Consider the following 19,765-nt stretch of genomic DNA (forward strand, 5'->3'; position numbering starts at 1 on the left):
CGAAGGTAATCTTTTTCTTTTCGCGTGAGTTCAGAGACGCTACCCCGCGTACCATGACTCTGAGATCCATCCTTATTCACTACAACTTCAGCCTTCCTTGACTTGCATTGACAGTGAGCATGAACCTGTTGGTTCGTATTTTCCACATGCGGTGGGTCTATTCGAATCCGGCCATTGCCAACCGGCTCCCAACGACCAGATTTTGCTAACCCAAGCGGGTCAATCCAATTTACTGGGTTTGGTGCATAAGCATATAAGTTCAACCCACCCGCAAAGCCAATAGGGTCTTGGCTAACGAAGCGACCATTCGCAGGATCATAATAACGGTGCCGATTGTAATGTAGACCAGTCTCATGATCATGATACTGCCCCTGGAATCGAATTGGGTTCGCAATACCTTGCTGCCGCGCCCATTCAGAACGCTGCTCCCGCACCTCCCCCAAGCCTTGTACTGCGCACTCCACGCCACCTCACCGTTCTGATCCGTTAGCTCTTGCGGCGTACCCAGGTGGTCGCACTGATACCACGTCAGGACATCAACTGGCGGGGATACCGGTGAGTGATTCCACAGCGGATCCTGATCAAGGCTGTAGTCCTCGTCATAGCTTGGCAATCCCATCAATTTGATGGCGCTGTGCGTCAGTGCTTGGGCCACGGGATTGAATGTGCCCGGTTCAAAGAAGTAATGAACCGTTTTCCCCGCCTCGCCATCCTTCTGTGCAAGACTACTTTCCCATGCCAGGTTGTCACCATCCCAACCGTAAAGGGTAAAGCCGCAGCCATGTTCACGCTGCGCCCGTGCGTGTTCATTTCTGTTCCACAGCGAGCCGGCCTCTGGTCGCTGTTTGTAGTGCACGTTCGAGTGCTTGAACAGGCGCCGCCCCAAGGCGTCGTAGGCGTATTCCACCGACAACCGGGCATCATTGAAATGCACCAGACGATCAAACAGATCCCAGCGCATCTCGCAGTTTGCTCCGCTATGCCAGCGTTTGACCTGATTGCCGCGATCGTCGTATTCGTAATGGGTGCCGGCGAATTCGCGCAGCAGGTTATCTAGCAATTTGCTGCGCGGTGGTGTCAGCTCCAGCGGACGGCGGCTCTCGGCAGCTCTCTCGTCCAGCAAATTGCCCGCAGGATCGAAGTCGAAGGTTTCTACACCCAAACGGCTCGCGGCACTGAGCAATCTGCCGACCGGATCATAACGATAAGACAGCGAACCCCGACGACTGTCGTTGATATCGGTCAGTTGGCCGGCACCGTCGTAGGTGTACTCACGCTTGAGCAGTACGGATTTGTCATCACTTCTTCCGAGCAATTGCTCCTGCAATCGTCCTACCGGATCCCACTTCTGAGTCTGTACCAGTCGGTTGCCTTGATGGCGCACCACCTCCCGATGCATGTCATCTCGCTCGTAGCCAAGCAACTCATGTTCGTTGAGACGCAATGCCAGGAGATGGCCGCTGCCATAGGTCAGCCAACTGACCCGATGACCATCCGGGCGCGTGGTCGCAATACGCTGGTTGAGTACGTCGTACTCATGCTGCCAGACCGCAACCAAGGGTTTTTCCAGCCCCAGATAATGCTGATGCTCGCGCACCAGGTTGCCCGCCGGATCGTGGAACCACTGCACGCGACTGTCAGTGTTACCAGCGAGGATCAGATTACCGTTGCCGTCATAAGCGAACGTCTCAGTCTGGGACATCTCTTCCTTGCTGGCACGACGCTCGGTGACACGGCCCATCTCGTCGAGACTGATGCCAATAACTCGGTCACCATTGATGATTGAGGCCAGGCGCCCTGTTTCAGGTTCATATTGATAGCGGGTTATGCGCGAGTCGAAACCGGTTTCGGCCAACAAGCGCCCCATCGGGTCGTATTGGAATTGCGCCGAACGATCGTTCTCGTTTTCCAGTGCCTGCAATCGACCCAGTCGATCCCAGCGATAACGCAGCGTCTGCTCGGCTGCATCCACACGCTCGGCGATAAACCCGGCAGCGGTATAACTCCAGGTAGTGCAGCGATCCAATCCATCGACATGTGTCAGCAATCGGCCTTCGGCATCGCGCTCAAAATGCTCTTCGGTTTTATCGGGATGTTTGATCAAAACGACCTGTCCAGCCGTGTACTCGTACTCGGTGGCGCTCCCCGCAGCGTCGGTGAAGCAGATCATCTGCCCCCGTTCGTCATACTCCCAAGCGCTAGCCTTGCCTGAGCAATCGACGTACTCGACCAACTGACCGGCATCGTTGTAGTCCAGCGTCTTCTCGTTGCCATTGGCATCCTTGATAGCCGTGGGTTGACCGGCCTTGTTGTAGGCGTACTCCGTCTTGTTCCCCAGCGGATCGGTGGTTTCTATCAGGTTGCCGACATCGTCATAAGCGCGTAGCCAGAGACCGCCCTCCGCATCCATAATTTTGATCACTTGGTCATGATCGTCATAGGCGAAGTGCACAACGGTATTGTCCGCGCGAATGTGTTCGATCAGGTTGCTACGCTCGTCGTAGCTATAACGATCTGTCGTGCCGTCCGGGTGCACATGGCGCACAACATTCTTGGCTTCATCTCGGAACAGCCATTCCGATAGTCCATCGGCTTGACGAATCCGATAGGTATAGCCAAGGATGTCGTAGTAGTGCCAGGTCTCGTTGCCGTGAGCATCGGTCACGTAGGTCAGACGGATGTTTTCGTCCCACTCCAGACGCGTGTCGAAGCTTCCGTCATCGGCCCATTCACGCACGGCTTTGGCATGTGCGCCGGTTCCTTGCCATTCCAGGTTCATGCCGCGCCCAGTACGGTCGGTATAACGAGTGATCAGGTGATGCTTGTACTGATACGACCAAACTGCGCCGTTCTCATCCTGAGCCTGAATCAGATCGCCGCAAGCATCGTACTGGTAGGCACAGAGTTGTCGCTGCGGTTCGCCGTCGCGGATTTCCCAGAGGCCGGTCAGTCGGCCATGCCCGTCGATCATCGTGCCGAGGTGCAGGTGAACCTTGGTGAAGTCGTTTTCCTGATACGTGATCAGATCCGAAAGCACCGACTGTTCGCAGTGGCGATGCTCGTAGTGCAGCATGATCCCGGCGCCGTTGCGCAGCGAGATGTTGGTCAGCACAAAACGCTGGCCACGACGGACGTAGGTTTCCTTGCGTTCGAAACCATGGCACAGCAATAGCTGATCTTCGCTAGCACGAACGAGGGTGATGTTTTCGATGGTGTCGTAGTGAAACAGACCGACTTTGGGCAACGGATAGCTGTGGTCACGGCCGTCAGCGCCGTAGAAGGTCAGGCCATCATCCACGCAGTCGAAACGTGTGGTGAACTCGCTGATCCAACGGGCGCCGAGTTCGCCCTGATCGTAGGCGTCGAGGCGTGAGTTGTAAGTGCGTGTCCATTCGATCGGGAATGGGCCGGGCAAGCTGAAATCGGTATGGCTGAGGCTTTCCGAACCCAAGGCGAAATTGATGCTAAAGTCCGTGGCGCATTCGCAGGGGCCTTTCTTTGGATTGGGCGCGCCTTTCGCCGGAGCTTGCTTTTGGTTAACACCCAACTGGCCCTCTGAAGCCGTGTGCGTGGCTTGATTGGTCTTCTCCGTATGGACTGCGGCGCTCTGGCCATGGGCATTGCGCTTGCGCCACAGTGTGACGGCGCTGGAGAGGATCAGCAGCAACCAGCCGATGGAGTTCTGGACGGACTCATCATCCAGCTTGCTCAACTGAGTACGCAGTTCCGGGCCCATCGCCCGCAGTTTTGCGGTTTCCGTGGCAACCCGCTTCTTCACATCATCGGGAAGCAGGTGATCGGCCGCGCTGTTGGCCAAGCCCTTGCCAGCAGCCTTGTACGCGCTGGCAGCGGCTCCGAATATATTGTCGATCGCCGCAAGTGGATCGTTCAGGAGCTGGTTGCCAGCAGCGCTGATTTTTTGGCTGGCCGCCTGCGCATCACCCTTGGCATCGAGCTTGCCATTGGCAACCGTGTCGAGGCCTTTGGCAATCTCGTTGATAACGTCTTCACCCAGCTTGCCGGCATCCGCCAGAATGCCCGGCAGCTTGCCTTTGGCCTGGTCAACGAAATCGTCGAGCGTGCCGATGATGGACTCGTTCAAATGCCCGATCAGGATCTCGATGACCGACGAACTGATCAGCATTTTACTGCTGGCCCTCATCTCCTGACGTACCAGAAACAGTGTTGGGCGCAACGTCATACGGGCTGCTGCCATCGCCGGTGGCAGCGGCAAAACACCGATCAGGTTGATACCGAGACTGGCCCAAGCGAGCAGATCACGTTTCTGCGCGTTCGACAGCGTGACGATGTCACCCAGCGCATCGACCAACGCCATGATGTTGCCCACCACGGGTAAGGCGCCGGCGACGTTCTTGATCCGGTCAAGAGTGACCACCCCGCCACTAGCGGATTGAAGCCAGGCATCGAAAGTCGCTGCACCGCTGGCGACATCCTGAATGTCGATGGCATTCAGGGGAACAATGGCAACCTGAGGTTCACGTTTTACAGCAGCACTTTCAGTGGTCATGACAGCATCTCACCCGCCAACAGGCCCGGGGTTTTCAAGGAAGGTTTGGGAAGCGTCGGTGCGGGAAGCGCCGGTAACTGGCCACTCTTGCTCGCGGCGCCTAGGATGTTCGATGCGCTCGGCATTGCCGCACTCGCCAGCTTCGGAAGCCCGGCCACCCCGCCCTGCACCACGCCTTTCACTTGGTGCGCCGTTTGCATCGCACTCATCCCTGTTTGCACCATGTCCTTGCCCTTCTCCAAAACATCCCAGTTCTTGCTCGGCAACACCTGCGCGACCATCGCCTGCACCTGACTCGGCACGTCTTCGGCCCCTGGTGGACTCAACGGCCATTCCGGTTTACCGATATAGCTGCCCTCACTCCAGGTGTCCGCCGGATCCTTGCCGAACAACACACGCGCGGGCCCCGGTGCGGCGCTGGCGACGCTGGCGAAGCCCTTGGCGTCAAGCTTGCCCTTGATGCTTTTGCCGAGGGCGTCGATGACTTCGTAGTCGCCTTCCTTAATCCCCTGGCGACCGGCGTACTGGTTGAACAACTCCAGATTACCCTTGCCTGGCTTCGGCGGTTCCGGGAACACGCCCGCCAGGCTCTTGGCCCCGGTGTAGGCGAAGTTCGCCGCGTGCGCCGTGTACGGGCCGCTGGTGGCGTGGGTGATGCCGCCGGCGTTGTAGGTCGTGGCGCTGCCGCCGCCCTGGATCACCAGTTCGGTCTTGGCGGTGATGGTGATGCGGTCGGCGTTGGCGGTGATGTTGAGCTTGGCCAGCAGGTTGATGCTGTCCTTGAGCGCCTTGACGTCGATGTCGCCGGACGCCGCCACCAGCCGCCAGCCCATGCTCTGCACGAACAGGCGCATGCCACGACTGGCACTGGCCAGCAGGCGTTTGCCGATGGAAAAACTGGTGTGCCCGGTGCTGCTCAGCGCCAAGTGTTCGCCGGTGGCGATGTGGCTTGAGCGCGGTGTGGTCAGGGCGATGCCTGCCGGACTGGCGAGCACCAGGTGCGGTTCTGTGAACTCGGGAAATTCGTTAGCGGTGAGGTTCGCTGGGCCACTGCCGAGCACGCCCTGATGCTGCGCGTGCAACGCCTTGGCCACGTCGTCCTGATCGCCCGCTTCCTGTGCTTGCAGTTCTTTGGCCTGCGTGGCGAAACCGTCCTGCTGATCGCTGGCCGTGGCCAGGCGTTCGGCGGTCTCCGGCAGATCCTTGTGGTGCTTGGATTCGTTCGGACGCGGCTCGGTAGTGATCAGCAGACCGGCACCGGCACGCACCGCGCCGTGGCGGTCGGTGCGCAGCTCGAAACCTTCACCGCGTGGCTGTCCACCTGAAGGACGCGGATGAGTCAGGTAGCCGAGGTTGATCGCACTCGCACCGTGGTCACTGCGCAGCGCGATGCTGATCTCGCTGGTGGTGTCGTCGATGCGCAGTTCGTTGGCGCGGCTGCCCTTGTATTCCTTGCTCTTGACCGTGGCCAGGGTCTTGAAGTCCGGCAGTTTGTACGGTGGCAGGTTCGCACCGTGGTACAGGCAACCGGTAATCAACGGCTGATCGGGATCACCTTCGAGAAACGACACCAGCACTTCCATGCCAACGCGCGGAATGTTGATCGAGCCAAACGTCTCGGCAGCCCAACTGGAGGCCACGCGCATCCAGCAGGTGGTCTTGTCGTCGTGCTCACCTTCGCGATCCCAGAAGAACTGCACCTTCACACGGCCATACTGGTCGCAGAAAATCTCCTCGCCTTCCGGGCCGGTGACCACGGCACTCTGCGAGCCGAGCACTTTCGGTTTCGGATGATCCAACGGCGGGCGGTACGGCACGTCCCACGGGATTGCGCTGAAGCGGTTGCGATAGCCCTGGTGGAAATCGTCTTTGTGATCGGTGGTATCGCTGGTCACCGACTCTTCTAGCACTTGCGGCTGCTTGCCTTCGTGGAAGATCTCGGTCAGCAACCACAAGTCGTTCCAGGTAGGGTTGGCGTGGCCAGTCAGCGCCAGGAAGTGGCCGGTGACCAGTATCGGTTGGTCACTGTTGCCCTCGGCCAGGCGGTAGTCGCTGCGGTGGCGTTCCAGCGCACGGTTGGCCAGGTGGCGGCCACGGTCGCGATCCACGAAACGGCCGGGATAGTCGTAATCCTCCAGATCCGGCGAGGCCGAGCTTTTGGCATCGCTCTCAAGCTCGATCTTCGGCTTGATGAAGTCGTAATCCCGGCGCGTCGTGCGGCTGGTGCGCGTGGTCAGGCGCAAGCCGAATCGCTTGATGACCGATACGTCGGCCACCAGACCGGAGTCCTGCTGATAAGCCACGGGCGCCAGTTTCGGGAACACGGTCTGGTCGTCACCGAACGTCAAATTGTGTCCGCTGGCCGTGTGCTGGAAGTGGTAGTGAATCCCCTCCTCCTCGCACAGACGCTGGACGAAGTGCAGATCCGACTCGTCGTACTGCACGCAGTAGATTCGTTCCGGATACACCGCGCTCAGTTGAAAGTGGTAATCACTGGCCAGGATGCCGTGCTCTTCGAGCACCTGGCTGATGATTTGCTGCACGGTCATCTGCTGGAAAATGCGCTGGTTGACCCGATGCGCGAGATACGCCATTTGCGGGCGCAAGGAAATCCGGTAACGGGTCAGACGCTTGCCCGCCTCGCCTTGGGCGATGCTGTAGACCAGTCCGTGAATGCCCGTTCCACTTGGCGAGAGCTGAAGGAACGCCAGTTTGTGCAGCAGGCTTTCGAGGTTGATCGAGGCCTTTTCGCTAACCAGTTCCAGCTCGAACTCGAAGGGTGTGTTGAGTGCCTCGCGACCGGTGAACGACAGCACCTGGAAGTCGCTGTCCACGCCATTGACGGTCAGGTTGAAATGAGGCTGATTGGCCGGTGAGAACATCCCTTGTTCCTCGCGCAATGCTGCAACGCGCGCCGATCCCACAAAGCGTGGCGCACGCAAAAAAATTCAGTAGGTCAAAGCCGCCTCTACCAGCCGCGCTGGCCGAGGCGGTACAACAATCAGCCGTAATTAAACGACTGGAGAACGCCAGTCATCAGAACCCGAAGTACCAGAGACTTCGTGAGTCCAAGTGATTTTGCGGTAGGTGAACTGCACTTCTTCCAGGTGCGTGAAGTGGGAGTTCGACGGATCCTGGCAGTTGTGCATTTTGTTGTTGATGGCGACGATGATCGCGTCTTCCAGTTTGGTGGTGTAGTAGTGCTCTTGGGTACCTTGAGCCGAAGTGCGGTACCACTGGATAACGATTTCGCTCATGCGCTCGCCGGAGGTCAGCGCGGCTTGCAGCAGTGGCGAAGCCTTGTCGTAGACCTTGGTAATCACAACTGGTTTGTGAACGCGCTGACCGGTTGGTTGGCCGGACTGTGGGTCACGCGGGATGATCACGTCGTGGCTGAACGCCTGAACCATGACCTGGTCTTCGTGACCTTCCTGGTAGGTGTTGCCAACCGAGTCGGCAGTGAACGCGCCGGCAGTGATCAGACCTTGTTTCTCGCCAGTAACAGACATGTACGCTGGTGTTGCCATAAGTGCTCTCCTTGCTGATGGATGGGGGCGCTGGTAAGTGAAATTACCTGACAGGCGGCCAATTGCTATCAAAAAGTGCGCCAACTTTTATCGAACCCTTATAAACCAAGGGTTTGGTGATATTTTTCCGAACAACCGGCGAAATTGGCGAAGGAATCTATCGAAAAGTGCGCAAGAAGTTGCGCAGTGGTGTGCAAGAAGTTGCGCACTTGGCTGGAAGCCTTGAAATACTTGGGGTGTAGAGATTTATTGAGGGAAAATGACGGGGCAAGTGCGCAAGAAGTTGCGCACTTCCGAAATGACCTGTCGACTCTTCTCGCGGATGACAAAAATCCTAACGAAAAGATGGTCAATGGTTTCCGGCAGAAGCTACTTTTTGTTGTGACTACAATACCAAGGGCGATTCAGTATTCCCATTACCGTTGGCGCTCCGACCTCGCTGCCATCAGCGCGTTCGAACCTATCCAGGCGTTCGGTGAGCACCTTGTTACCGTCAACGGCGATGGCAAGCATTTCAAAGCGCACCGTAGCGATGCCCGAAGCCTTCTCAAGCGCATCAATGAACGCAATCGCTTCATCGATCCCGGTAGTGGTGGCCACACCTTCATTGACCCAAACCGTGCTGGGCGTGAACCAACGCCGTATGGCAACCCTACCGCCATCTTCAGGATAAGCAGCAAAAAAAGCGGTGACACTCTCAATTGGTGTTGGCATTGAGGTGTCCTCTATCAAATGAAATGAGGTATAGCGGCGACAACGCTTTCCTGCAGTGGATCTCCGGAGTATCTGAGATCCTATCTACTCAAGCCTGCCACAAGGTCGTTACGTATCGAACCTGAAAGCAGTGCCTGCTGGTTAACGAGATGCTGCTGGAGTCGATTGGCGTAATCGTCTTCCACGGCAGACATGACACTTGGCCTGTCTGCCAATGAAGATCGCCACGCCGATACGCGGGGAAGATCGTTGAAGATCGGCTGGGAGACGACTGGGCTCAGCAAGTCGAAGTATCGAAAAATAGGCGCAAACACCGCATCGACCATACTGAACGCTGATCCTGAAAAATAGGGTTCTTGATCAAGCTTACCCTCAAGCTGATGCAATTTATATCGAAGGGCGGCCCTCCTGATACCAGCTATAGCGAGATCCTGGGCATTGAGGAACTGCCAAGCATCGGCGAGCACCGCCACACCGAACTCCACCCATGCACGCTGTTGTGCGCGGGCGAGCGCGTCGTCGGAATACAGGCTGACACTACCCTTCGTTTCGTTGAGATACTCGCAAATGGCCGTGCTCTCGAACAGTATCGTGTCTGCCCTATCTTGCAGCTCCACCTTGAGTAAAGGCACCTTTCCCATTGGCGAAAGCGCCAGAAACCAGTCTGGCTTGGCAGAGAGGTCGACGTTGATCCTCTCAAAGGGCACATGTTTTTCCAGGAGCACGATAGCTGCTCGTTGAACGAACGGGCACAGAGGATGGCTGATGAGTGTAAGTTGAGCATGCGGCATGGGGGGCTCTCGAAAGGGCAGCGACGGGATAGAGTGAATCCGGCTGTGGCTACAGCAATTGCCCGCCCGAGATATCAAAAGTCGTCCCGTTAGCCCAGGCCATGTCATCGGAAAGGATGGCGGCTACCGCACCGCCGATGTCGTCCGGCAGGCCCACACGCCCCAGCGCGATGCCCTGTGCAACGTAGGCGTTCACATCCTTGTTGTCGCGCACTGCACCACCGCCAAAATCGGTTGCGATGGCGCCCGGTGCAATTGCATTCACCCGAATTTGGCGCGAACCCAGTTCTACGGCCATGTAACGGGTGAGCACTTCAACTGCGGCCTTCACCGCCGCGTAAAGGCTGTACCCCGGTAATGTAAAACGCACGAAGCCGGAGGAAACGTTCAGGATGCGACCGCCGTCTTCCAGGAGCGGTAACAGCTTCTGAGTCAGGAAAATCGGGCCGCGAAGGTGCGTGGCGACCAATGAGGCAAACTGCTCCTCGGTCGCGTCAATGAAGTTCGAAAACAGACCATTGCCGGCATTGTTGACGAGGAAGTCGAAGCGCTCGCGACCGAAGTCGGCCTTCAGGACATTAGCCACTGCGCTCGAAAAATCCTTGTAGCTGGCGGTATCGGTGATGTCGAGCGCAAGCATAGCCGCCTTGCCGCCCTGCGCTTCGATTTCCCGGATAAGCGATTCCGCTTCTGCTGCGCCGCTGCGATACGTGCCAATGATGTATATGCCGCGTTTGGCGAGGTGAATAGCCATATTGCGGCCAAGGCCACGGCTGGCGCCTGTAATGAGTGCGATTTGATTGGTCATGGGTTGTCTCTGCTGATTTAGGCACGCCTTTTGGCGCTTTGTTGACCTACCCAAGATAAGCAATAACCGGTTTGCACCCCACGCCCAATAATCTCAATTTATTGCCTGATTGTATCAATCAGCTTGCGTGGTGAGTTGCCGTCGGCATAATCACTCCATGACCAAAGATCTAGCTCCGCACCTTGATATAGCTCTGCGCACTTCGCCACCGGGCTTGACTGCCACACGGATCCCGCGTGTAGACATCTGTGTCGGACAAGGCTCTACAGATAAGGCACCGTGCCTATATCGCTCGATGATCTGCTTCATCCTGCAAGGCTCGAAGCGCGTCGCGCTTAACGACCGTCTTCTGAGCTACGACAGTGAACAGTATCTCATCAGCGCTCTGGATCTGCCTCTGATCGGCCAGATTCTTGACGCTGAAGACGGACAGCCCTACGTTGCGGTATCGCTCGTGCTGGATCCGGCCATACTGGCGGAGCTGGCGGCGAACATGCCGCCGGTTCGCGAGAGTTTACATACAGGAATTGGCATCACGATTAATCCGATGACCGCTTCGCTTCGCGATACGTTACTGCGCCTATTGTCATTGCTCGACACGCCTGCCGATATCCCTGTTCTCGGCCCCATGGTTGAACGGGAATTGCTTTATCGTCTTCTACTGGGCCCTCAGGGGCGGCTGCTGCGGCAGATTGCGCAACCCGATGGCGCACTTGGCAGTATCCGTCGTGCTGTCGCCTGGATCAGGGACAATTACAACACTCGACTTCGCATCGAGGCGTTGTGTGATGTAAGTGGCATGAGCCGGGCGAGCCTGCATCGCCACTTTCTGTCGATGACAGGCCTCAGTCCAATCAAGTATCAGAAGCAGCTTAGATTGCAGGAAGCCCGCCAGCTATTGCTTGCTGGCGAGCATCGCGCGTCAGATGTGGCATTCGTTGTCGGCTATGAAAGCGCATCACAGTTCAGCCGCGAATACGTACGGCAGTTCGGTGCTTCGCCTGCCCGCGACGTGCGCGCGATACGGCAAGCGATCACTGGCGAGGCTGCTCAAAATGAATTCAAGGCTTGATATCCGTTAGTGAAGCAGGCCACGACTAATTAGCTGGTTATGTTAGGCACGATTAATTCGAAGTCCTATCGCCAACCGGCGTTCCGAGACTCTGTCTACTCGCACATTGAGGTCTAGCTCCAGTCGCAGTCCTTTCACAAAAATTGGAGTGAGTTCCATAGGCGTTACTCAAGAGGCTGAAAAGGTGATTAATCGTATGCGCGCTCGGGTATCAAGCCTTGCGTAAGTAGATAGGTTGCCACCTGTGTGGCAGCAATTGATAGATTTCACTCGCCCGCTGCGTAGGTAGGCTCGTGAGAACATCCTTCAGATACACATACGGATCGTGCCCATTGAGACGCGCAGATTGGATCAAACTCATGATCGCTGCCGCCCGTTTGCCGCCGCGTGACGACCCTGCGAAGAGCCAGTTCTTGCGCCCAAGAGCCCATGGCCGGATCTGGTTTTTGGCCCAATTGTTGTCTACGGGTACAGCCCCGTCATCAAGGTAGCGCGACAGCTTTGTCATAGGGATAACTGCTGGCTGATCAGCTTCGACCGGTAATCACTCACTCAATGCGCATTGGTGAAAGGCAGGGATCGATGAGTACCGTTTCGATTGAATAATCGTCATCGCTGTTCCGCGACGATATTCGCTCGGTGTCTGTTCCTTTTCGATGCGAAAGTGTCTGTTGAAGTTAGAGAGATTTTCATAGCCAACCTCAAAGCAGATTTCTGCAACCGACATTTCTGTTTGCAACAACAGCCTGCAGGCGCGCTGAAGGCGTGTTGGCCGGCGCGTTCAAATATTAAAACCAGGTTTCCATTTGTATACCGTATTGCCATACACCTCCGGCGTTGAAGTCCGTCTTGCCGAAGGAGTCTGAGGTACTGTATCTGTCCAGATCGGAAGACCAATTCATGAAGCTTGCGAACACTCGCAATTCGGGACGTGTGAGAAGGTCTCCAACGTCAAGTTTGAATGTCGGGGCAACCGTGAATTTCCAGAAGTTACCGTCGACCGCATTACGTTGTAGATAGCCCTTGGGGTCGAGGTTCATGGTTTGCCAGCTCATTTCGTAGGCCATCTCGAAGTTGCTGTTGATTGTGTTAGCCAATCGCACGTTCAGGGTCAGCCAGCGGTAGTCGTCACCCTTGACGTATCTATTCTTGCTATGTTCGGCCAGCAAGCTGGGCCCGATACGCCAGTCAGGCGCAAGGGGTGTCTCGCCGTAAAGTGCCAGACGCAGAGCGCGGGCATCGTCAATCAGTTCACCATCCGAGCCGACGTTCTTGACCTCTGCTCCCAGACCTTGCCCATAGAGCAGCGCCGTTTTGAAGAAGCCTTCTCTGCCGAAAAAGTTTTTCTGGTGATTGGCCAGCATGCTGTGCAAGCCGGATTCCGCAGGCGTCAGACCTGCTTCATTGGTGCGGGTACCGAAATCGTTTTTCTTTGCGCCGATGCCATTGAACATCCACTGCCACTGACCATCCTCGAAGAACTGGTTGGAGGTCAGGATGTAGCTCGCCACATCGGCATTAACACCCCCTTGACTGAAATCCCCGTAGCTACGCCCAATCAAGGAGTAATTCGAGCGCCAATTTTTGTTCATCTGCACATCGTAGATTCCCCGCCGGTGCCGGCCAGAAAGATGACGTCCGAGTCCAGCCAGTGGATATCGAAGTTATCCCGATCAAATCGCTTACCCGCCCACAGGGTAGAGTTCTCGAACACTGAATTGCCCTTGAACGCAGCGACATGGTCGAGCGCTGTGAATACCTGGCGCACGTTCAGTTTGCTTTCATCGGCCGTCCAGTCATTGGAGCTTTCCACACCGTCGGCGATGGAGACCGTGAATTTGGAACGGGTGCCATTCTGCGCATAGATTTCTTTCGACAGGTCTATACGCATGTAGGTGTCGTCTTCGTTACCGAGTCGCCCGACGGCACCACCAACCGAGCCGGCCGGAGTTGTATAAGGGCCGCCACGGCCACCACCAAGCCCCTCGTCGATCAGCAATCCAGAGCGGGCATAGCCGTTGAAGCTGAACCCATCAGCGAGGTTTGAAGTGCTGGCCTGTTTTTCCATGCTTTCCTGGCGGGCTTCGAGTTTTGCCAGTCGGGTGTCCAGTACGGGATTCGTTGCCTGGGATACAGTGGATGCAGCGGGCTGCAAAGCGGGAGTGGCGAGTTTGATCTGCTGCAATTCCCTCGCAAGTGCCTGGGTTTGCTGCTCGGCTGCGGCCGCACGCTTTTCCGCTGCGCTGGCACGGGCTTCAAACGCGCTCATGCGTTCCTCCAGAGTGTCAGCCTGAGAGGTTGCCGCCGAGGTGCTGAGCACGCCTGCGAGTAGCCATCTTGATGCTTTCTGCATATGGATTTCCCTGTTTTGTTTTTATTGTTTTGTTCCAGCGACAGACCGTTTTTTCGTGAGTTGTGAATTGTCCAAATCGACAAAAAAAGCTGCCTCATCGCAAATACGCTGCTACATTGAGCGTGTTAACGTTAACTTTTCTAAAAACAAAAATAAAGAGGGCTTTATGAAACGGCTAAAAACTCTCCTTCCAGCAGCGCTACTCACCCTCTGTGCCGGACTTCCATCCGTCTCGAGCGCAGCCGATTTGACGATCTCATGCGGTGCGGTGGGTGCAGAGTTACAACTCTGCAAGGAGGCTGTCGAGGCGTGGTCAAAACAGACCGGCAACAATGTCGAGGTGGTTTCCACGCCTAACTCGGCGACCGAGAGGCTGTCGTTCTACCAACAGATCCTCAGTGCGCAGTCCACCGACATCGACATCATTCAAATCGATATGGTGTGGCCGGGGATGCTGGCCAAACATCTGATGGATCTGCGAGAGGTGCTTCCAGCCAACGCTACCCAAGGCTACTTCCAGTCACAGGTCGATAACGCCACGGTAAACGGACGGCTGGTGACGATGCCGTGGTTCACCGACTCGGGTCTGCTGTATTACCGCAAGGACTTGCTCGAGAAGTACAACAAGCAGGTTCCCCAGACGTGGGAGGAAATGACCGCTACCGCCAGGGATGTTCAACAGGCCGAACGCAACGCCGGTAACCCCAATGTGTGGGGTTACATATTTCAGGGACGCGCCTACGAGGGCCTGACCTGTAATGCGCTGGAGTGGATCAGCAGCCAACCGGAAGGCGGACTGGTCAATCCACGAGGAGACATCGTGGTCAACAGTCAGGCCTCAAGAGCTGCTTTGACCCTGGCGAAAAGCTGGGTGGGAGACATATCCCCGCGTGGCGTGCTCAATTACACCGAGGAAGAAGGACGTGGCGTATTCCAGTCGGGAAATGCGCTGTTCATGCGTAACTGGCCTTATGTCTGGGCCCTGGTGCAAAGCCAGGACAGCGTCGTAAAAGACAAGGTGGGGGTCGCTCCCCTACCCCGAGGCGGCATGACCGGCACCCATGCATCCACCCTCGGTGGATGGGGTCTGGCGGTTTCGCGCTACAGCGCCCATCCAAAACTTGCCGCAGAGCTCGTGAGCTACCTGACCAGTGCCCAACAGCAAAAACATCGTGCTCTGGCAGGCGCCTATAACCCGGTTATCGAGTCGCTGTATCAAGATCCCGAACTGCTTGCGGCTATGCCTTATTACAGTCAGCTCCACAGCATTCTCAACGACGGGGTTATGCGCCCCGCCTCGATAACCGCCGATCGCTATCCACGGGTCTCCAATGCGTTCTTCGATCGAGTGCATGGCGTGCTGGCGGGTGAGTTGCCTGTCGATCAGGCGCTGGCCGAACTGGAAAGTGAACTCACCCGCATCAAACGCCGGAACTGGTAAGCCACAAGGAAGGAAATCACCATGTCTGTCTCTACTACTGCCCCCTGTGACGAGCACCTGCTCACCAGGGAAACGCCCGTACAGCGTCGCCGAGTTCACGCCGCCTGGCTGTTTCTGACACCGATGTTGCTGTGTCTGGCCCTGGTGGCGGCCTGGCCGCTACTGCGCACATTCTGGTTCAGCCTGACCGACGCCAGTCTGGCGGACACGAGTGGCGGCTCCTTCGTAGGCTTGAGCAATTATTTGTTCCACGACGGTTCCAACTGGTCGGGCATTCTGGTCGATCCACAATGGTGGAACGCTGTGCGCAACACGTTGCATTTCACCGTGGTGTCGGTGGGACTGGAAGTCGTGCTAGGGCTGCTGGTGGCGTTGCTGCTGAACATCAAGTTCACCGGCCGTTCCCTGGTGCGTGCGTTGATTCTAATTCCCTGGGCGATTCCTACCATTGTCTCGGCGAAGATCTGGTCATGGATGCTTAACGACCAGTTCGGCATCATCAATCATCTGATGCTGAGCCTCGGCCTGATTGACGCTCCTCTGGCCTGGACGGCAGATGCGGATCTGTCGATGTGGGCGGTCATCATCGTCGACGTCTGGAAGACCGTACCTTTTGTCACGCTGCTGGTGCTGGCGGCCTTGCAGATGTTGCCGAGCGATTGCTACGAAGCCGCCAGGGTCGATGGCATTCATCCGCTGCAAGTGTTCTGGCGTGTCACGCTTCCACTGTTGATGCCTGCATTGCTGGTCGCGGCGATCTTCCGCATCCTCGACTCCCTGCGGGTATTCGACGTTATCTATGTGCTGACCTCGAACTCTTCGAGCACCATGAGTATGTCGGTCTATGCCCGCCAGCACCTGGTGGAGTTCCAGGACGTTGGCTATGGCAGCGCGGCCTCAACTCTGCTGTTTCTGATCGTTGCGGTGATCGCCATGCTTTATCTCTACCTCGGACGCCGTCAACTGGAGGTTCGCTCATGAGCCAGCGTCTACTCAAAAAAGCGCTGTTGCGCCTCGGGTTCTGGTGCCTGATCGGGATTTTGCTGCTGTATGCGGTCTTCCCTTTCTACTACGCCATCGTGACTTCGCTGAAGCCATCCAGCGCTTTGTTCGAGGTGAGCTATTGGATCGATAGTCCCGACTTCTCCAATTACGCGGCGGTACTCCACCAATCCTCATTCCTGAGAGCTATCGGTAACTCGTTGGTGGTTGCGCTTTGCGTGGTGACGCTGGCGCTGTTCCTCAGCCTGACCGCCGCCTATGCCTTGGGCAGGGTGAAGTTCCGTGGGCGTGGCACGGTATTGATGATGGTTCTTGGCGTCTCGATGTTTCCCCAGGTCGCTGTACTGTCGGGGCTGTTCGAAGTGATCCGCGCCTTGGGTCTGTACAACACGTCTTGGGCGTTGATCCTGAGCTACACGATTTTCACCCTGCCCTTCACCGTCTGGGTGCTGACCACGTTCATGGGGCAACTGCCCCATGAACTGGAAGAAGCGGCAATCATGGATGGCGCGTCCCCATGGGTCACGCTTACCCGTGTGCTGTTGCCGCTGCTCTGGCCCGCACTGGTCACCACTGGCTTATTGGCCTTTATCGCAGCGTGGAACGAGTTCCTGTTTGCCCTGACCTTCACCCTCACAGATACGCAACGCACGGTGCCGGTCGCCATCGCCTTGATTTCCGGCGGGAGTCCCCATGAGCTGCCTTGGGGGCCGTTGATGGCCGCTTCGGTGCTGGTCACCGTCCCACTGGTGATTCTGGTGCTGATCTTCCAGCGCCGAATCGTTTCCGGTCTCACTGCCGGCGCGTTAAAGGGTTGATGCCCAACAAATACAAGGAACAGCATCGTGATTAAATTGAAGCTAGGCAATGTGAACAAACAATTGGGCGGCGTGCGGATTCTTCGCGACGTCAGCCTGGAGATCGCTGCGGGTGAATTCGTGGTGTTCGTTGGCCCTTCGGGCTGCGGAAAGTCGACCCTGCTGCGACTGATCGCCGGACTGGATTCGATCTGCGGCGGCGACCTGCTGATTGATGGGCGAAGGGTCAACGACCTGGAACCGCGCGAGCGTGGCGTCGGCATGGTGTTTCAGTCTTATGCGCTGTACCCGCACATGAGCGGTCTACGACAACATCAGCTTTGGCCTCAAACTGGCCAAGACTGAAAAAAGCAGCCTGCGCGAGCGGGTGCTGAAAACTGCACAAATCCTGCAATTGGACAAACTGCTGCAACGCAAGCCAAAAGAACTGTCTGGAGGGCAGCGTCAGCGTGTCGCCATGGGCAGAGCCATGGCGCGGGAGCAGGACATTTTGTTGTTCGATGAGCCGCTCTCCAACCTGGATGCATCCTTGCGGGTGCAGATGCGCAACGAAATCGCCCGGCTGCATGCCAGACTGGGCTCAACCATGATCTACGTTACTCACGATCAGGTGGAAGCGATGACCCTGGCCGACAAAATTGTCGTGCTCAATGGCGGTCGCATAGAGCAGGTTGGCTCGCCGCGCGAACTCTATGAACGCCCCGCCAGCCGGTTTGTCGCCGGTTTTCTGGGCTCGCCCAGAATGAACTTTCTGGCGGCGCGCCTGCATGCCCCAGGCGAAACCAGCCTGGTTGATACCCCGGTTTTGGGTATGACCTCCCTGCCCTTCGACAGCTCAAACCTGGCGGCGGACACTCCGCTGAGCCTCGGGGTTCGCCCGGAGCATGTATCGGTCAAAGCGGCGGATGGAACCGTCGGCGTCATCGTGACCGGGGTCGAATACCTGGGCAGCGAAACCTATGTGCACCTCGATACCGGGCAGGACGATCCACTGATCTGTCGTTGTGAGGTCAACGCCGGATGGCAGGTCGGCGATCGGGTCGAGCTGCAGCTGGACATCGGTAATCTGCACCTGTTCGACGCCGACGGCTCGGCCTTGAGGCGCCCCCCACAAGCCATTGAAACCCGGCCAGATGGAGTCTCTCTGCGCTCGGTACGAGCAGGCGCCCTATGACCTTGTCCTTGAATTCCATGAGTGATCCAATGTCTTCTTCCCTTGACCTTGCGCAGCGTGCACTGAGTGACGGCCTGTCTCGCGTCATCCACGATTATCGACCCGGTTATCATATTGCTCCCCCGGCAGGCTGGATGAACGACCCTAACGGGGTGGTGTACTTTCGTGGCGAATATCACGTTTTCTATCAACATTACCCCTTCGAGGCGAAATGGGGGCCGATGTATTGGGGGCATGCCAAGAGTGCCGATCTGGTTCATTGGCAGCATCTGCCCATTGCGCTGGCACCCGGCGATGACTTCGACCGTGACGGTTGTTTTTCCGGTAGCGCGGTGGTGTGTGGAGATACCCTGGCACTGATCTACACCGGGCACACCTGGCTGGGGGACGCGGGTGACGAACGCTCGATCCGTCAAGTCCAGTGCCTGGCCACCAGTATCGATGGTATCCGCTTCGTCAAGCATGGCGCAGTCATCGAGACCGCGCCGCAAGACACGATCATGCACTTTCGTGACCCCAAGGTATGGAAGGAGGATGACTGTTGGTACCTGATTGCCGGCGCACGTCTGGGCGATATACCGCTGCTCCCGTTGTACCGTTCCACGGATCTGCACGCCTGGGAGTTCCTTGACTATGTGTCCGGCGGCAGCGAGGGCGATGGCTATATGTGGGAATGCCCGGATCTGTTTCGACTGAACGGACGCGATGTACTGCTGTACTCCCCCAAGGCATGCAACCCCAAGGTTACGAACGGCTCAACAAGTACCAGACTGGTTATCGAGTGGGCCGACTCGATAGCGAATGGCACTTCACTGGCGGGCCTTTTATCGAGCTGGATAACGGCCACGATTTCTATGCAGCGCAAACGCTACTGGCCGCCGATGGTCGGCGACTTTTATGGGCGTGGCTCGACATGTGGGAAAGCCCGATGCCGAGCAAGGCCCATCACTGGTGCGGCATGCTCGGTTTACCGCGCGAACTTGAACTGCGCACAGATCGCCTTTGTGTGTATCCGGCACGGGAGCTCACCGCTTTACGCAAGGCGCCATTGCCGGACACGCCCTGGTGGGATGAGTCGGGAACCCGGTGGGTACCGGAAGTGAAAGGCGATATGCTCGAAATCCATGTGCATCTGGATTTGCTCGGCTGCACCGACGGCCACCTGGGAATCGCCTTGCGCTGCAGCGACGATGGCCACGAAGAAACCTTGCTCTACTACGACGCGTCGCTACAGCGTCTGGTGCTTGACCGTAACCGCTCGGGTGCGCAAGCCACAGGTCAGCGCAGCGTGTCGATAGACCCAACACAAGGGCGACTCGAACTGCGCGTGTTCCTCGATCGCTCGTCCATCGAGGTGTTCGACGAAAACGGGCGCTTCAGCCTCAGCAGTCGCCTCTATCCGCAGCCCGGCAGTCTGGGCGTGAAGCTCCTTGCAAGCGGGAGTGGCGGGCGTGTCTCCATTCCAAGGGCGTGGCCACTCGCCTCGGGATGGCTATGAGCAGCGTCATTCGAATCGCGAGAAGCGCAGGCCATGTGT

At 57.2% G+C, this 19,765-nt stretch carries 9 protein-coding genes and 6 pseudogenes; 6 read left to right on the forward strand and 9 right to left on the reverse strand.

Features of this window, described 5'->3' with window-relative positions; translation table 11 throughout:
* Window positions 1-200 precede the first annotated feature (200 nt).
* The 6 genes and pseudogenes from RHM58_RS34140 to RHM58_RS25865 form a co-directional block, all read right to left on the reverse strand.
* A pseudogene (locus tag RHM58_RS34140) lies at window positions 201-4,528 on the reverse strand (RHS repeat-associated core domain-containing protein); the annotation flags it as partial.
* The gene (locus tag RHM58_RS25845) at window positions 4,525-7,410 is read right to left on the reverse strand and encodes a type VI secretion system tip protein VgrG (RefSeq protein WP_322268593.1); all 2,886 of its coding nucleotides are present in this window, start codon (window positions 7,408-7,410) and stop codon (window positions 4,525-4,527) included. The pseudogene RHM58_RS34140 and the gene RHM58_RS25845, both read right to left, overlap by 4 nt.
* A gap of 129 nt (window positions 7,411-7,539) precedes the next feature.
* Window positions 7,540-8,055 carry an Hcp family type VI secretion system effector gene (locus RHM58_RS25850; RefSeq protein ID WP_322268594.1) on the reverse strand — a complete coding sequence of 172 codons (516 nt, stop codon included), beginning with the start codon at window positions 8,053-8,055 and terminating at the stop codon, window positions 7,540-7,542.
* A gap of 369 nt (window positions 8,056-8,424) precedes the next feature.
* Window positions 8,425-8,769, reverse strand: a complete 345-nt coding sequence (locus RHM58_RS25855) for a nuclear transport factor 2 family protein (protein ID WP_322268595.1) — start codon at window positions 8,767-8,769, stop codon at window positions 8,425-8,427.
* A gap of 80 nt (window positions 8,770-8,849) precedes the next feature.
* The gene (locus RHM58_RS25860) at window positions 8,850-9,560 is read right to left on the reverse strand and encodes a glutathione S-transferase family protein (RefSeq protein WP_322268596.1); all 711 of its coding nucleotides are present in this window, start codon (window positions 9,558-9,560) and stop codon (window positions 8,850-8,852) included.
* A 49-nt stretch (window positions 9,561-9,609) separates the two neighbouring features.
* A complete protein-coding gene (locus RHM58_RS25865) occupies window positions 9,610-10,368 on the reverse strand; it encodes an SDR family NAD(P)-dependent oxidoreductase (protein ID WP_322268597.1) in 759 nt (252 codons plus the stop codon).
* A 157-nt stretch (window positions 10,369-10,525) separates the two neighbouring features.
* Here RHM58_RS25865 and RHM58_RS25870 point away from each other — a divergent pair, with 157 nt between their 5' ends.
* Complete coding sequence (locus tag RHM58_RS25870; protein ID WP_322268598.1) at window positions 10,526-11,440, forward strand: AraC family transcriptional regulator; 915 nt, start codon at window positions 10,526-10,528, stop codon at window positions 11,438-11,440.
* A gap of 211 nt (window positions 11,441-11,651) precedes the next feature.
* On the opposite strand, the pseudogene RHM58_RS25875 reads toward RHM58_RS25870, so the two are convergent.
* From RHM58_RS25875 to RHM58_RS25885, 3 pseudogenes are all read right to left on the reverse strand, one after another.
* Window positions 11,652-11,939 (reverse strand): annotated as a pseudogene (locus RHM58_RS25875) (transposase domain-containing protein); the annotation flags it as partial.
* A gap of 53 nt (window positions 11,940-11,992) precedes the next feature.
* Window positions 11,993-12,215, reverse strand: a pseudogene (locus tag RHM58_RS25880) (helix-turn-helix domain-containing protein); the annotation flags it as partial.
* Between the two features lie 13 nt (window positions 12,216-12,228).
* Window positions 12,229-13,793 (reverse strand): annotated as a pseudogene (locus RHM58_RS25885) (carbohydrate porin).
* 166 nt (window positions 13,794-13,959) lie between these two features.
* Between RHM58_RS25885 and RHM58_RS25890 the strand changes: the two are divergent.
* The 5 genes and pseudogenes from RHM58_RS25890 (at window position 13,960) to RHM58_RS25910 (ending at window position 19,726) form a co-directional block, all read left to right on the forward strand.
* A complete protein-coding gene (locus RHM58_RS25890; protein ID WP_322270904.1) occupies window positions 13,960-15,234 on the forward strand; it encodes an ABC transporter substrate-binding protein in 1,275 nt (424 codons plus the stop codon).
* Between the two features lie 21 nt (window positions 15,235-15,255).
* Complete coding sequence (locus RHM58_RS25895; protein WP_322268599.1) at window positions 15,256-16,215, forward strand: carbohydrate ABC transporter permease; 960 nt, start codon at window positions 15,256-15,258, stop codon at window positions 16,213-16,215.
* Complete coding sequence (locus tag RHM58_RS25900; protein WP_322268600.1) at window positions 16,212-17,054, forward strand: carbohydrate ABC transporter permease; 843 nt, start codon at window positions 16,212-16,214, stop codon at window positions 17,052-17,054. Before RHM58_RS25895 ends, RHM58_RS25900 begins: the two co-directional genes overlap by 4 nt.
* 27 nt (window positions 17,055-17,081) lie before the next feature.
* Window positions 17,082-18,228, forward strand: a pseudogene (locus RHM58_RS25905) (ABC transporter ATP-binding protein).
* Window positions 18,225-19,726, forward strand: a pseudogene (locus RHM58_RS25910) (glycoside hydrolase family 32 protein). Before RHM58_RS25905 ends, RHM58_RS25910 begins: the two co-directional pseudogenes overlap by 4 nt.
* Window positions 19,727-19,765 lie beyond the last annotated feature (39 nt).

The sequence above is a fragment of the Pseudomonas sp. 10S4 genome, assembly GCF_034344865.1.
GTDB lineage: Bacteria > Pseudomonadota > Gammaproteobacteria > Pseudomonadales > Pseudomonadaceae > Aquipseudomonas.

Bases quoted from the DNA above. Each gene is read 5' to 3' on its own strand.
- RHM58_RS25900 (WP_322268600.1), top strand. From the start codon at position 16,212: ATGAGCCAGCGTCTACTCAAAAAAGCGCTGTTGCGCCTCGGGTTCTGG.
- RHM58_RS25855 (WP_322268595.1), bottom strand. From the start codon at position 8,769: ATGCCAACACCAATTGAGAGTGTCACCGCTTTTTTTGCTGCTTATCCT.
- RHM58_RS25865 (WP_322268597.1), bottom strand. From the start codon at position 10,368: ATGACCAATCAAATCGCACTCATTACAGGCGCCAGCCGTGGCCTTGGC.
- RHM58_RS25860 (WP_322268596.1), bottom strand. From the start codon at position 9,560: ATGCCGCATGCTCAACTTACACTCATCAGCCATCCTCTGTGCCCGTTC.
- RHM58_RS25845 (WP_322268593.1), bottom strand. From the start codon at position 7,410: ATGTTCTCACCGGCCAATCAGCCTCATTTCAACCTGACCGTCAATGGC.
- RHM58_RS25895 (WP_322268599.1), top strand. From the start codon at position 15,256: ATGTCTGTCTCTACTACTGCCCCCTGTGACGAGCACCTGCTCACCAGG.
- RHM58_RS25850 (WP_322268594.1), bottom strand. From the start codon at position 8,055: ATGGCAACACCAGCGTACATGTCTGTTACTGGCGAGAAACAAGGTCTG.
- RHM58_RS25870 (WP_322268598.1), top strand. From the start codon at position 10,526: ATGACCAAAGATCTAGCTCCGCACCTTGATATAGCTCTGCGCACTTCG.
- RHM58_RS25890 (WP_322270904.1), top strand. From the start codon at position 13,960: ATGAAACGGCTAAAAACTCTCCTTCCAGCAGCGCTACTCACCCTCTGT.